At 36.3% G+C, this 13884-nt stretch carries 13 protein-coding genes and 1 tRNA gene; 8 read left to right on the top strand and 6 right to left on the bottom strand.

Annotated elements, in window-relative coordinates; translation table 11 throughout:
- From ACFSQP_RS12820 to ACFSQP_RS12810, 3 genes are all read right to left on the bottom strand, one after another.
- Positions 1–667, bottom strand: a 667-nt coding sequence (locus ACFSQP_RS12820) for a hypothetical protein (RefSeq protein ID WP_376895143.1), incomplete at its 3' end; no start/stop codon positions are given.
- A gap of 2 nt (positions 668–669) precedes the next feature.
- A complete protein-coding gene (locus ACFSQP_RS12815; RefSeq protein ID WP_376895141.1) occupies positions 670–1299 on the bottom strand; it encodes a hypothetical protein in 630 nt (209 codons plus the stop codon).
- A 13-nt stretch (positions 1300–1312) separates the two neighbouring features.
- A complete protein-coding gene (locus ACFSQP_RS12810; RefSeq protein WP_376895139.1) occupies positions 1313–1801 on the bottom strand; it encodes a T9SS type A sorting domain-containing protein in 489 nt (162 codons plus the stop codon).
- A 197-nt stretch (positions 1802–1998) separates the two neighbouring features.
- On the opposite strand from ACFSQP_RS12810, the gene ACFSQP_RS12805 reads away from it, so the two are divergent.
- Positions 1999–3195 carry a helix-turn-helix domain-containing protein gene (locus ACFSQP_RS12805; protein WP_376895137.1) on the top strand — a complete coding sequence of 399 codons (1197 nt, stop codon included), beginning with the start codon at positions 1999–2001 and terminating at the stop codon, positions 3193–3195.
- A 201-nt stretch (positions 3196–3396) separates the two neighbouring features.
- Here ACFSQP_RS12805 and ACFSQP_RS12800 read toward each other — a convergent pair.
- A tRNA-Phe gene (locus ACFSQP_RS12800) sits at positions 3397–3472 on the bottom strand.
- A gap of 98 nt (positions 3473–3570) precedes the next feature.
- Between ACFSQP_RS12800 and ACFSQP_RS12795 the strand changes: the two genes are divergently transcribed.
- The 7 genes from ACFSQP_RS12795 (at position 3571) to ACFSQP_RS12765 (ending at position 11384) form a co-directional block, all read left to right on the top strand.
- On the top strand, positions 3571–4302 hold the full coding sequence (locus ACFSQP_RS12795) for a type III pantothenate kinase (RefSeq protein ID WP_376895136.1): 732 nt from the start codon (positions 3571–3573) through the stop codon (positions 4300–4302).
- On the top strand, positions 4299–5612 hold the full coding sequence (locus ACFSQP_RS12790; RefSeq protein WP_376895134.1) for a hypothetical protein: 1314 nt from the start codon (positions 4299–4301) through the stop codon (positions 5610–5612). Before ACFSQP_RS12795 ends, ACFSQP_RS12790 begins: the two co-directional genes overlap by 4 nt.
- A 19-nt stretch (positions 5613–5631) precedes the next feature.
- A complete protein-coding gene (locus ACFSQP_RS12785; RefSeq protein WP_376895132.1) occupies positions 5632–7014 on the top strand; it encodes a hypothetical protein in 1383 nt (460 codons plus the stop codon).
- Positions 7014–7571: an LPS export ABC transporter periplasmic protein LptC gene (lptC, locus tag ACFSQP_RS12780; protein ID WP_376895131.1), complete on the top strand. Its 558-nt coding sequence runs from the start codon at positions 7014–7016 to the stop codon at positions 7569–7571. Before ACFSQP_RS12785 ends, lptC begins: the two co-directional genes overlap by 1 nt.
- Positions 7572–7667: 96 nt before the next feature.
- Entirely contained in the window at positions 7668–7859 is a 192-nt protein-coding gene (locus ACFSQP_RS12775) for a hypothetical protein (protein ID WP_376895129.1), read from the top strand.
- 3 nt (positions 7860–7862) lie between these two features.
- Positions 7863–9161 (top strand): hemolysin family protein, encoded by a 1299-nt coding sequence (locus ACFSQP_RS12770; protein ID WP_376895127.1) that lies wholly within the window; start codon positions 7863–7865, stop codon positions 9159–9161.
- Between the two features lie 99 nt (positions 9162–9260).
- Positions 9261–11384 carry a peptidylprolyl isomerase gene (locus tag ACFSQP_RS12765; protein ID WP_376895125.1) on the top strand — a complete coding sequence of 708 codons (2124 nt, stop codon included), beginning with the start codon at positions 9261–9263 and terminating at the stop codon, positions 11382–11384.
- A 163-nt stretch (positions 11385–11547) separates the two neighbouring features.
- On the opposite strand, the gene ACFSQP_RS12760 is transcribed toward ACFSQP_RS12765, so the two are convergent.
- A complete protein-coding gene (locus tag ACFSQP_RS12760; RefSeq protein WP_376895123.1) occupies positions 11548–12450 on the bottom strand; it encodes a GYDIA family GHMP kinase in 903 nt (300 codons plus the stop codon).
- Positions 12451–12462: 12 nt separating this feature from the next.
- Entirely contained in the window at positions 12463–13779 is a 1317-nt protein-coding gene (locus ACFSQP_RS12755) for a hydroxymethylglutaryl-CoA reductase, degradative (protein ID WP_376895121.1), read from the bottom strand.
- Positions 13780–13884 lie beyond the last annotated feature (105 nt).

Raw genomic sequence — 13884 nt, 5'->3', positions numbered from 1 at the left:
TCGCATTGTTCGTTATTGATGTCGCATTTGTAGCAATCCCATCCGCATTGGTTTTGACTTGGGCATCTAAATCTTCGGTCGCATCCACGATAGAAGTTGAGCTATTGATATAATTAGTTGAACCGTTGGCAGTATAAGTTCCATCGGTTTCTAAACCGGCACCAGTTTGTGTGGCATCTAATTCTGCTTGTAGGTCTAAAATGGCTAATAAATTATCTTCAATTAAAACGGTGTTTTCAGAATTTAAAGCAAACATCGCGAAAGGTACAAAGGTAAATGGCTGATTACTGATTTCATCAAAATTGGAACATGCTCCGTTGGTGTTTAAATCTACTTTCAGGTTTTTCGCATTGTTACTCCAAAGGATATCTTGAAATGCATTAGCATAGCCTCCAGTTTGATTTCCGGAGCCAATAATTAAATTAACCATACCAAATGCATCAGTCCTGGTGCTTATAGTTTCCTGATATTCAATAGCAGAATTTTCATCTAAAATAGAAAACTGTAAGCATACGTTTTTATTAGATAAAGGTGTGTTAAAATTATTTGTGCCCGGTATTTGTTGAGCTTCGGGATTTAGAATCACTGCTTGGTAGGTTATTCCATTTGTTTGAGAAAACCCAACTAATGAAACAAATAGTGTTAAGATTACTAATATTTTTTTCATGATTAATTATTTTTTTCAATTAGAATTGGGATGTGGATTCCGAGTTGGAATTGACTTGTATTAAATTTTAGTTTTTCGTTGGTGCCATTAGAAATGTTATAAGCTTTGGAGTAATTGTAGCCTAAACTCAAACTTATTTTTTCGGAAATTAGATACTTAATATCAGTTCCTATACCGGGTTGAAAGAGTATGCCAGCAAACTCTTCGTTATTTTTAATATCAAAGTAAGTGGTATTAATAAATTGGTCGCCTCTTATTATGGTTGCGGTATTAAAACCCGCTGCAAGTGAAACATGTATGATATTTGTTTCGTACAACTTATAAGATAATACATTCTGTATTCCTATATAATTTGTTTCCCAAGAATAACTATTTGTGAGATATGAAGCGGAAGCGTTAAACTGGTTATATGTTAGACTTACCAAATAAGCTAGTTTGTTGGTTTTTAAATTCCATTGGTAACCAACTTCATAAAAATTTCCAGAACCCGACCTGTAGGACACCTCGGGATTCTTATTAGGACTAGAAAAATCGAACGTTGTACTGTTTTTACCAGTTTTTATAAATAGCTCTTGTGCATATAGGTTTGAGAAACCTAAAAAGACTAGAATTAGGAGTGTATTTTTGATCATTTTTAATGTTTATTTAGTTGACTAGTATTTTAGAGTAATAATCTAAGTTGGCTCCTTGTAACTTTACTAAATACATACCAGCATTTAATTTGGATACATCTATGGAGAGTTTGGAGTTTTCAACCTGAAGTTTTTGGTTATAAACCAATCGGCCGTTTACATCATAAAGCAGAATCGTAATGGGTAGGTTGGTAATGTCACCGAAATTAAAATTCAAAATATCACTAGCGGGATTAGGATATAATTTTATGTTATTTAGGGTATTCGTTGTTTTCTGTATGTACGATTGCCAATAGCTTTGTTGGTATCCTTGTTGGACAATTACAGCGCTTGTTGAGTTACCAATTATAGATTGTTGGCCTATGGTTTGTGAAACTTTCAATCCAGAAGCCGTTGTAACGGAAGCACCTTGTGAACTGATCATTTGCCGTCCTATTTCTTGTGCAGAAACCTGAAAGTGTAAAATAAGCATTAAAGCAGCACAGCGTAGTATAATTTTCATAGAAGAAGAATTTGGGTGTTCAAAACTATACTAAATTCGTTTGTATGTCTTGTAGTTTGCAGCTTACAACTCTGTATTTGGAGAAAATAGTAAGCTTTTACAGAAAATAGTAACACCCGTAAACCACAAATATTTGTTTATATTTGAATTTTTGAAGGGAATTCAAAAAATAACTCCGAATTAATGCCATAAATAATATGCTCGATCAATTGGATAGTTTTTTATCCTTATTTGTTGGATTTTTAGGTTTCTTAGTTGTAGTTTTTATAATTACCTCGTATAAGTGGAGTGCCTTTTTTAATTTGTACCTTATTATTGTTTTTTTAGTAGTATCCTTTAGGCTCGTTCATATTGGTTTATTGGGTTTCTACGATTTGGGTAGTTTTAATACCTACTCTTTTTACATGGGTCCTATTATTTTATTTGCCATTCCCTCGGTTTATTTATATTTCGAATCGCTTTATTCAGACCGGGTTCATTTTAATCCAAAACGGACCTTACATTTAATATTTCCACTATCTAATTTGCTGTTAAATAGTTTACAATATAATTTTTCTATTTTGAATAGCTGTCTTATTGAAACTATACAAATTATTAGTATTCAGGTTTTTATTATTGGTTACTGTTTGGCTTCTATTTACTTAAGTTATAATAATTTGTGGGCAAAAAGAAACGACTCTTCCGCATTGTCAAGTGTTCATGAGGCTTTAATGAAAAAATGGGCCGTATTTTTACTTTTAGTATTGGTTACTTTGTCCATTAAATTAGTGTATTCGATATATACAGAAATGAATGAAAATGCAAGAATAGTGGGTTATAAATCATCTTTAGTCAAGAGTTTGTTGTGGTTCTTTGTTTTTGTTTACATTTTAAGAAGTCCAGAGCTTCTTTATGGATATCCCAAATTAAAAAATAGATTTCAGGAGCTGGAAAAGAAATCGCAAGCTGTTAGTCCTGTTTGGGTAGATAATATACCTGAAATTAAGAGCGCACAAGATTCGAAACTAAATGAGAGTATTGATACTAAAATAGGATCTTATTTAGCAGAAATTGAACGTTATATTAATTCAAACCATCCGTTTAGAAACAGTAAGTATACTATTAAAGATTTGTCTAAAGACTTAAATATTCCTGCTAGTCATTTATCTTATGTTTTTAAGTATCACTGTGAAATGTCTTTTGTTGAATTCCGTAATCAAAATAGAATAAAGGATGCAGTAAAATATATCAATACTGATTTTTTAGAAAACCAAACTTTTGATGCCCTTGCGGATGCCGTTGGTTTTACATCTTATAATGCATTTTTTGTATCATTTAAAAAATACACGGGATTAGCACCTAAAGATTATATACAAAGTAGAGACTCTCACCGTTTCTCAGAAAAAGGAGAATAGTAATTAAAAATATTAGGATACTAAAAACATAGTACCCCTGCCAAATAATCTTCAGAATTAAGAAAAGTTTGAAAGCGATTGACTCTTTGAGTGGTACGTTTGTTTTAATGGGGGAAACAATACTTTAATAAAAGAGCAACTTTACAAACAAAGCAAACCTTATAAAACCAAAAAACCCAATCTTTTCAGATTGGGTTTTGGTGGTGGTGCCTCCAGGAATCGAACCAGGGACACAAGGATTTTCAGTCCTTTGCTCTACCAACTGAGCTAAGGCACCAGTGCGTAATGCGGTTGCAAATATAATCGGTTTTTATTATTCACCAAAAGAAAAGTTATAAAAAATCGTTTTGTACTTTTACAATTTTAAATCAGCGTATGAATTTAATTATCGATATTGGAAATACACGTGTAAAAACAGCTGTTTTTCAAGGTTATGAGCTTTTGGTTAAAGAAAATGATGTTCTCAATAATCTTGAAAATAAAATACAGCTTTTAATGGCGCGCTTTCCGGAAATTAAAAATTGTATCCTATCGTCGGTTGGCTTACAAACGCAAATACCTGCGCAATTACTGCCCAAGCACCTTCATACGCTTATACTAAACCCAAAAACACCATTACCTATAATTAATGGTTACGAAACACCAAAAACCTTGGGTATGGATCGGTTGGCCTTGGCTTGTGCAGCGGCTAATAAATACCCGAATAACGATTGTCTAATTATTGACGTTGGTACCTGTATTACATACGATTTTATCTCAAAAAACAATCGCTATTTAGGGGGTGCTATTTCACCTGGTTTGCAGCTTCGATACACCGCCCTTAATAGCTTAACAGCCAATTTGCCCTTGCTTAAGCCAGAAACTCCCAAAGCTTTAATTGGCACTACCACAAATGGTGCTATTCATGCTGGTGTGGTGTATGGTATTTTGTCTGAAATAGATGGGGTGATAGCGCGGTATCAAGAAAAATATTCAGATTTAACAGTTATTTTAACAGGAGGAGACACTAATTTTTTGTCTAAACAATTAAAAAGTAGCATATTTGCCCATTCTAATTTCTTATTAGAAGGTTTAAACCACATTTTACACTATAATACAAACGAATGATTAAAAAACTGGTAGTAGTTTTTATTGCTGTATTTGCAATTAAAAGTTATGCGCAAGATGGTACGGCATCGCCCTATTCTTTTTATGGAATTGGAAGCTTAAAATTTAAGGGCACCGTAGAAAACCGTAGTATGGGTGGTATTGGTGTGTATACAGATAGTATTCATTTAAACCTGCGTAACCCCGCTGCTTATGGCATGCACAATCTAGCAGTTTATGGTAACGAAAACAGACCTGTTATTTTTTCGGTGGCAGCCTCGCACGCGCGCTTAAAATTGAAAAGTTTTGCAGGTGAAGATAATTTGAAATCGTCTACTTTCGATTATTTATCTATGGCTTTACCTCTGGGAAGATTAGGTATTGGCTTTGGTTTAATACCATACACAGCTGTTGGTTACAAGTTGGAAACCCGAAATGCCGATTTAAGTTTAAACGAACGCTTTAGAGGCGAAGGTGGTGTAAATAAAACCTATCTTTCTGCGGGATATGCCCTAACCAAAAACTTAAGTATAGGAGTAGACTTAAATTATAATTTTGGAAATATTAAAAACAGCACCATTGTATTCGATTACGACCCCATGGATGGTAGTCTAATTCAATACCAATCGCGGGAAACTAACCGCTCTAATTTAAGTGGTTTCGGACTTAATTTCGGGCTTACTTACAAAACCATGGTTACCGATAATTTGGAGTTGCAGTCTTCTTTCACCTTTTCACCAGAAACACCATTAAAATCCCGAAACGAACGTTCGTTTGCAACGATTTTATTTAACGAAATTTTAGGTTCCGAAATTCCTATAAATACCTTGGATGCAGATTTAGCTGCGCAGGGTTTAGACAAAACAGATTTTATATTGCCTACAAAATTCTCTTTTGGCGCTGGTATTGGCCAGCCAAGAATTTGGTTTGTTGGAGCGGAATACACTTTTCAGAATACCAAAAATTTCAAAAACGAGCTTTATGGTAATGCGGGTGTAGATTATTCTAATAGTTCTACAATTGCACTTGGCGGATTTGTTATTCCAGACTACAATTCGTTTACAAGTTACTTTAAACGTGTGGTTTATCGGGCCGGATTGCGTTATGAAACTTCGGGTTTAAATGTAAATAACACCTCCATAGACGAGTTTGGCATGTCTTTTGGAGTAGGCTTACCGGTAGGAAACGATTTTTTCTCCAATGCTAACATTGCTGTGGAGTTCGGAAAACGCGGCACAACTAGCAGGAATTTAATTCAAGAAAACTATCTTAATTTTAGTTTAAGTTTATCACTTAACGATAAATGGTTTGAAAAGAGACGATACGATTAACACTTTTATTACAAAAATTATGAAAACGAAAATCACCTTATTGGCCATCATGTTATTTTTTGGCTATCAAGTGGCTAATGCGCAAAACAATGAAGAATGTATGACAAAGTTGTCCATATTTTCTGAACTGGCAAAAGCTAAAAATTTTGATGCAGCTTACGAACCATGGATGTATGTTAGAACCAATTGTCCAAGTTTACACAAAGCAATTTACAGCCAAGGTGAAGATATTTTAGAGCATAAAATAGAAAAAGCTACCGGCGCCCAAAAAGTTGCCTTTCTAAACGATTTAATTAAATTGTATGCAGAGCGTCAAATACACTTTGCTAGCAGTACACCAGCAGGCGAGTACGATACAAAGGCATGCCAGCTTCAGTACGACAATAAAGAAATTTTAGGGTTAACAGATATGCAATTGTACGCGTGTTTTGATGCCGCTTTTAAAAAGGACGAAAAAAACTTTACCAATCCAAAATCCTTGTATACTTACTTTTCGTTGATGGTGGATTTGTATGACGCTGGCAATAAACCGGCATCCGATTTATTTAATAAGTACGACGACGTTGCTGAAAAAATTCAGATAGAAATTGGTAATTACTCTGAAAAACTAAACGAATTAATTGAAAAAGAAGAGGCTGGTACAGCACTTACCAAAAAAGAAAGCCGTTACCAACGCTCCTACGAAAGCTACTTAAAGGCTTACGATCAGGTGGCAACTGGTGTGGATAAAAAATTAGGCGACCGCGCTAATTGTGAAAACCTAATTCCTTTATACCAAAAAGGTTTTGAAGATAACAAAACAAACGCCGTTTGGTTGCAGCGTGCGGCTGGTAAAATGTCTGAAAAAGAGTGTACAGACGACCCAATGTTCTTTAAATTGGTAAACGCTTATCACGAAATTAGCCCATCTGCTAATTCTGCCTACTACCTAGGTATCTTAAAAGACAAAGAAGGGCGTACTAACGAAGCGCTAGCTTTTTATGAGCAAGCGGTAGGTTTGGAAACCGATAACTTTAAAAAAGCGCGTTTAAACGAGAAAATAGGCGATAAGCTACGTGCAAAAGGACGTTTTAGCAGTGCCAGAGATTACTATATGAAATCCCTTAGATTAAACCCATCTAATGGGCGTCCACACCTGCGTATTGCTGCTATGTACAGCGCTAGTGCAAACGACTGTGGTGATACTAACTTTAACAAGCGTGCCGTATTTTGGTTAGCTGCCGATGAGGCGGAAAAAGCAGGACGAGTAGACCCTACTCTTAAAAAAATGGCAGCACAATCCGCTACAAGCTACCGTGCTAATGCGCCTCAAAAAACAGAAATATTTCAAGAAAATATGGCTGGTAAGCAAATAAATGTGGGCTGCTGGATTGGCAAAACCGTTACTGTTCCAAAAATATAATGCAACTGTTTAAAAAGCATATAAACAAAACCATAACCAGCATCTTGGTGCTTGTTATGGTTTTTTCTTGCGAAAACAATTTGAAGGCTGTTAAGGAAATGGGTATTTCTGAAAATGCTCCAATTGGCGTCGCAGAAAATATGGATCTAAAATATACAGACTCCGGCCGAGTGACTGCTACGTTAAAAAGTCCTAAAATGTTGGACTATTCCAATAGGGACTTCCCGTTTTCAGAATTTCCAGAACGGGTACAAATGAATTTGTTTGATGAAAACAATAAAAAAAGCACCATACTGGCAGATTACGCCATTGTGTACGATAAAACGGGTTTAATAGACATGCAAGGAAACGTTATTTTAGCCTCTCCACAACAGGATACCTTGTATGCCCAACAATTGTATTACGACCAAAACCGAGAATGGCTCTTTACAAATAAGCCGGTTACTTTTAAGTCCAACGGAAATGTTTTAAAAGGAAACATGTTCGACTCTAATGTTAAGTTTACCGAGGGGCAATTGGCGGAATCTAAAGAGGGCGTGATTTTAGTTACCGAATAATTCCCATTAAAAATATATGATGCAAACCTGATGATACGCCAAGTCATCAGGTTTTTTTAACTACCTTTGTTTTATTACTAATTCAAACATATTACAATGAAACTCTTTAAGTTTTTCCAGTATGCTTATTTGTTTTTTGCAGTGCTTTTCGTTTACATAGCAGCTCAAAAATACATGGAAACAGAAATGATAGACTATGTATCGCTGCTTTTAGCCGGTACCGCCGTTTTCATGTTCTTCTTCAGAAAAAAATTCAATAAACGTTTTGAGGACAAAGACCGCAAATAATCTATGAGTTCAGATGTTATTATTATAATGGCATCGTTGCTGCTGTCTGCATTTTTTTCAGGTATGGAAATAGCCTATGTGTCTTCTAATAAAATTCACATAGAAATTGAAAAAAAACAAGGCGGTGTCCTGGCTAAAATATTGGGTAAACTAACCGCTAAACCTTCTAAATTTATTGCCACCATGCTTATTGGTAACAATATAGCACTGGTAATTTATGGGTTTTTTATGGGCGATTTGTTGGTGGCCTGGTTTCAGGACATCATAGCAAATACGGAATCCAATGTTGGGTTACTAACCTATTTGTTCGTTAATTTTAGTCTGCTAACGCAAACCGTTATTTCAACTTTAATAATACTGATTACGGCCGAGTTTTTACCCAAGGTATTTTTTCAAATTTACGCCAATTCCTTGCTAAAAATATTAGCAGGGCCTGCGTACTTTTTTTATCTGTTGTTTTCGTGGATAAGCGATTGTGTTATCTGGATAACCGACGTTATTCTTAAAAAGTTTTTTAAAACAGAAGGCGATCAGGTGCAACTTGCTTTCACAAAAATAGAATTGGGTCATTACATTTCCGAGCAAATGGAATCTGCTCAACCTACCGATGAGGTAGACACCGAAATTCAAATATTTCAAAATGCATTGGAGTTTTCCGAAGTTAAAGCACGAGAAGTTATGGTGCCTAGAACCGAGCTAATTGCTGTAGATGTCACGGAATCCTTAAAAACAATTAATGCTAAATTTACAGATACCGGTATTTCCAAAATATTGGTTTATAAGGATAATATAGATGATATTCTAGGTTATGCGCATTCCTTCGAGTTGTTTAAAAAGCCCAAAAGTTTAAAATCCATACTAACGCCAGTCGAGTTTGTACCTGAAACCATGCTTATTAAAGACGTTTTGAATGCCTTAATAAAAAAACGCCGCAGCATAGCCGTGGTGTTGGACGAGTACGGGGGCACCTCGGGTATTATGACTGTGGAAGATATTGTAGAAGAACTATTTGGTGAAATTGAAGACGAACACGATACCGTAGTGTTAATTGAAGAAAAACAAGATAGTAATACCTTTATTTTATCTGCCCGTTTGGAAGTCGATTACTTAAATGAAACCTATAAACTAAACCTACCTGAAAGTGAAAATTACGAAACCCTAGGCGGGTTAATTGTAGCGCTTACCGAAGGCATACCCGAACGTGGCGAAGTAGTAGAAACCAACGGCTTTCAATTTACTGTGTTAGAAGTTTCCACAACTAAAATAGATTTGGTTCAGCTTAAAATATTGGAAGAAGACTAATATCCCAAATATTAAACCAATTAATACAAAATTCTCCTTTCATAATTAAATAGAAAATGGTATTTTCGCGCACTATATTGTAAAAAATTTAAATAACAGATGGCAGTTTTAAATAAAATCAGACAACGTTCACTTTTCCTGATACTCATCATTGCATTGGCATTATTTGCCTTTGTTTTATCAGATTTGCTTCGTAATAGCGATGCCCTTTCCGCTAAATCTCAAAATGTAGTGGCTACCATAAATGGCAAAGATATTTTACGCGAAGATTTTCTAATGAAAGTGGAAAACGCTACCAGACAAATGGGTGGTCAGGCTACACAAACACAAGTTATGAACCGTGTTTGGGAACAAGAAGTGCGTAATGCTGTACTGGAAACGCAATTTCAAACCTTGGGTATTACCGTAGAAAGAGACCAAATGCGCGATATTTTGCGTACCAATTTAGCGTCTAACCCAGATTTTCAGAATGAAGCAGGCTTGTTTGACGATAACAAACTAACCGAATACATTGCCAATTTAAAAGCTACCTCTGCAGCTGCTTACCAGCAGTGGGTAGATTACGAAACATCTGTAGCAACAACTGCTTTACAACAAAACTATTTTAACATGGTTAAAGCTGGTATGATTGGTACTTTAGCAGAGGGCAAGTTGGAGCATAAACTAGAAGGAGACAAGGCAGATATTAAATATGTGCAAATTCCTTACAGTGCTATTCCAGATAGTACCGTGGCCGTTTCAAAATCTGAAATTGAGGCTTACATGAAAAAGAACAGAAAGCAGTTTGAAGTGGAGGCGTCCCGCGATTTACAATATGTTATGTTTAAGGAAGAAGCCTCTGTTGCCGATATTCAAGAATTGGAAAACGAAGTTGCAAAATACAAAGAGGCACAAGTGGAATATGTAAATGGTGTTACCGATACAATTCCTGCGTTCTCAAATGTAACCGAGCACGCTAATTACATCAATTTTGTGGCCAACTCCGATGTAAAATTCGATAACCGTTTTATTAAAAAAACTGCTTTACCAGAGGCAGTAGCTGAAGCTATTTTTAATTTAAATGTTGGCGAAGTTTACGGACCTTACAAAGACAATGGTTTTGTAAAGTTAACCAAAATGGTGGCCGTAGCACAATTGCCAGATTCTGTTAAAGCAAGACATATTTTAATACCATTTGTAGGTTCGCGTTCACAAACAGAAACAACCACTCAAACCGAAGCAGAAGCGAAAAAAACAGCCGATAGCTTAATGCAAGTAATTAAGGCCGACACAGGAAAATTTGTGTCGCTTTTAGATTTTTCTGCAGATACAGTTAGTAATGAAAAAGAGGGTGTTTTAGACTGGTTTACTTATAACACGATGGTGCCAGAGTTTAGAGATTTTGCTTTTGAAAGCGAAGACGGCGCTATAGGTGTGGTAAAAACAGATTTCGGTTTTCATATCATTGAAATTTTAGGACAAAAAAATAAGCAACGTGCTGTTAAAATAGGAACCATAGCAAGAAAAATTGAGCCTTCTGAACAAACGGTGAACGAGGTGTTTAGAAACGCTTCAAATTTCGAAATTGGCATCGAGAAAACAGATTTTGCCGATTTGGCTGCAGAAAAAAATTACACGGTACGTCCTGTTAATACGGTTAAAGTTTTAGACGAGAACATTCCAGGTTTAGGGAATCAGCGTGCCATAACACGTTGGGCTTTTGAGGATGCCACAGAGGTGGGCGATTATAAACGTTTTAATGTGCCTGGTGGTTACGCTATTGTACAGTTAGTGGCTAAAAATAAAGCTGGCTTAATGAAAACGGAAGATGCCTCTGTTACCGTATTACCTATTTTACGTAAAGAGAAAAAAGCAGCACAAATAAAAAGTCGCGTGTCGGCTTCAACTCTAGAGGATTTAGCGGCTGCAGAAAATACAAGCGTACGCTCTGCGCTTGCCTTAAGTATGGTAACACCTACTATTTCTGGTGCAGGTAACGAACCTAAAGTAGTTGGCTATGCCTTTGGAATGAAAGAAGGACAAACATCTAAATTAATTGAAGGCGATAAAGGCGTTTATATGGTGCGTTTAGAGAAATTGACGCCTGCCGTAGCCCTAGATAATTATCAAGGTTTTGCCAATCAGGTGCAAAGCGAAAAAGTAAATTCTGTAAATTCTTTATTGTATCCGGCTCTTAAAGAGGCTGCTGAAATTGAGGATAACAGAGCTAAAACAGTTCAATAATTTAATTAGTACTTAAATTATTTTAATCAAAAAGGGTTTTACGTGTGTAAAACCCTTTTTTGGCTTATGTAATAAGGTATGCAAATTTGGCTTTTACCCGTGTTGTAAACACACTTTTTGAACGTATTACTAACTTGTTATACACGAAATTATTTAATGATTTTTATAAAATAAAATCGGTATAGGGTAACACGGTTTTGTAGCCTTTTTTAGCAAAGTATGTAGCTGGATTGCTAGTACTAGCTACCAAAACAAAATCACCTCCCCAAGCGCCTAAACTTTTAATAGCGCCCGGGAAATCGGGAAATAAACGCGTTTTTACGGGTGGTTGCTTTATTATATTGGAAATAATGGTTTCATGCCTTTCCATTAAATCTTGAAATTCCCCTAAATTGTTGCAAGTAACAACTTGATCTGTTATAGCGGTAATAGCTGCTACAGCCTTTTTGTTATAATGGCTTGCCGCTTTGTACGAGGCAATGCCTTCGCGGCTGTCTTGCTTTTTATTCAAATAAACGAAATACAAATCCGATTGAAATACCGGATTAAAAGCAATGGGCTTAACTATACGCGTTTGGTTATTTAAGTTATACGTTAAAGGCTTACCATGTTGGGCGCAGGCAATATCGTAACCACTGCCACCAAACGTTTGCTGCAATAAAATATAAGGGTTTACGCCCGCCCAATTGGCTATATTATTAATAAGGGTTGAAGATGAACCCAAGCCCCAATTTCTCGGGAAATTAAGTTTACTGGTTACGTGGCAACCCGTAGTTAAAAATGAAGGGTTAAGTGCTTTAGCGGCCTTTAAAATCTGATTCAAACGTTGGGATACAGGATGTGTGCTCGCGGCAACTAATGTTTTGTCTGCCTGTATGCTAAACAATTCTTCAAACCAAACCTGATTGTGGTTGTCGGTGCTTTTCCAAATTATGGTGTTAGTTGTTTGTGGGCTTACTGCTAGCGACTGCCCGTATATGGTTGGAAGTGCCAAGGCTAGCGCGCCGTCTAGAACTACATATTCTCCTGTAAGAAGTACTTTGCCATGGCTGTAGTAGTTTGTCATAACGCTGCTAATTTACTTCCGTAAGTTTTCTAGGGCTTCTACAACAGCTCTATGGGTGACTACATGGTTTTTAAAGTGTGCAATAATCTGATTTTTTTCAGTATCCGATGCTTGAAACTGGTTTAAAATATTCATTAAATGCATTTTCATATGGCCTTCTTGAATACCTGTAGTGGTAAGCGATTTTAAGGCTGCAAAGTTTTGAGCTAATCCAGCTACGGCTACTATTTCCATAAGTTCTTTAGCGCTGGGTTTTTGTAGTAACTCCAATGCAAATGTTACTAGCGGATGTAGGCCAGTAAGGCCGCCTACGGTACCTAAAGCCAACGGTATTTCAATCCAAAACCTAAAAATACCATCGTTTATTTCGGCGTGGGTTAAACTGCTATATGCGCCATTACGTGCGGCATAAGCGTGGATGCCAGCTTCTACGGCGCGAAAATCGTTTCCGGTAGCTAATACAACGGCATCAATGCCATTCATAATACCTTTATTATGCGTTACTGCACGGTATGGCTCTATTTCGGCAATTTTAACGGCTTGAACAAAACGTTTAGCAAAAGCTTCGGCGTTTGTATGTGTACCATCTGTTAACTCTGTAACAGGACAAGACACCTCTGCGCGTACCAAACATTCCGGAACATAATTAGATAGGATACTCATAATAACTTGTATCTGCTTTTCCGATTCCGAAAACCCTTCATATAACAAGGCTTCCCGCTTTAAAGTGGTTGCAAATTGCTCCAAACAAGAGTTTATAAAATTGGCCCCCATAGCATTTAGCGTTTCAAAAGAAACATGCAATTGGTAATAGCCCGATAACTCCGTTGTTTTATCGCGTAGGCTTATATCTAAAATACCACCACCGCGTTTGTTCATATTGGCAGTTATGGCTTGGGTATCTGCTAGTAGTTGTGGTTTTATGTGGTTAAAAAAAGTTTCGAGTTTTTTGGTGTCACCATGAAACATAAAATGCACCTGTCCAATTTTAGTGGTACCAATAACTTGGGTTTTAAAGCCCCCTCTATCTAACCAAAATTTCGCCGCTTTACTGGCGGCAGCTACTACAGAACTTTCTTCAATAGCCATAGGAATGGTTAAAAGCTTCCCGTTTATTAAAAAATTTGGTGCTACGCCAAAAGGTAAATAGTAGTTTGTAATGGTGTTTTCAATAAACTCATCATGCAGTTGCTGAAGTTTGGCATCTGCATTCCAATAATTCATTAAAAGGTCCTTGGCCGCTTGTTTATGCGTGAAATAATTGCTAACAATCCAATCAATTTTTTCAGATTTCGATAGTTTTGAAAAACCAGTAACAGGGGTATTCATTTGTATTATATTTGGGTGGCAAAGATAGTATTATTGATTGAGTTCTGGAGGCTATCTGTATTTAAGTGTTAATAAATACGGTTTTTTGCGTATTTTTTAGTAAAC

It is taken from the genome of Bizionia sediminis (genome assembly GCF_042684585.1).
Taxonomy (GTDB): domain Bacteria; phylum Bacteroidota; class Bacteroidia; order Flavobacteriales; family Flavobacteriaceae; genus Algorimicrobium; species Algorimicrobium sediminis.
Note: the sequence above shows the minus strand (reverse complement) of the source record. Positions and strands in the feature narration are given on the sequence as shown.

Coding starts and splice junctions, on each gene's coding strand:
- ACFSQP_RS12790 (WP_376895134.1), top strand. CDS start 4,299: ATGATTAAAAAACTGGTAGTAGTTTTTATTGCTGTATTTGCAATTAAA.
- ACFSQP_RS12815 (WP_376895141.1), bottom strand. CDS start 1,299: ATGATCAAAAATACACTCCTAATTCTAGTCTTTTTAGGTTTCTCAAAC.
- ACFSQP_RS12810 (WP_376895139.1), bottom strand. CDS start 1,801: ATGAAAATTATACTACGCTGTGCTGCTTTAATGCTTATTTTACACTTT.
- ACFSQP_RS12795 (WP_376895136.1), top strand. CDS start 3,571: ATGAATTTAATTATCGATATTGGAAATACACGTGTAAAAACAGCTGTT.
- ACFSQP_RS12805 (WP_376895137.1), top strand. CDS start 1,999: ATGCTCGATCAATTGGATAGTTTTTTATCCTTATTTGTTGGATTTTTA.
- ACFSQP_RS12765 (WP_376895125.1), top strand. CDS start 9,261: ATGGCAGTTTTAAATAAAATCAGACAACGTTCACTTTTCCTGATACTC.
- ACFSQP_RS12770 (WP_376895127.1), top strand. CDS start 7,863: ATGAGTTCAGATGTTATTATTATAATGGCATCGTTGCTGCTGTCTGCA.
- ACFSQP_RS12755 (WP_376895121.1), bottom strand. CDS start 13,779: ATGAATACCCCTGTTACTGGTTTTTCAAAACTATCGAAATCTGAAAAA.
- ACFSQP_RS12785 (WP_376895132.1), top strand. CDS start 5,632: ATGAAAACGAAAATCACCTTATTGGCCATCATGTTATTTTTTGGCTAT.
- lptC (WP_376895131.1), top strand. CDS start 7,014: ATGCAACTGTTTAAAAAGCATATAAACAAAACCATAACCAGCATCTTG.
- ACFSQP_RS12760 (WP_376895123.1), bottom strand. CDS start 12,450: ATGACAAACTACTACAGCCATGGCAAAGTACTTCTTACAGGAGAATAT.
- ACFSQP_RS12775 (WP_376895129.1), top strand. CDS start 7,668: ATGAAACTCTTTAAGTTTTTCCAGTATGCTTATTTGTTTTTTGCAGTG.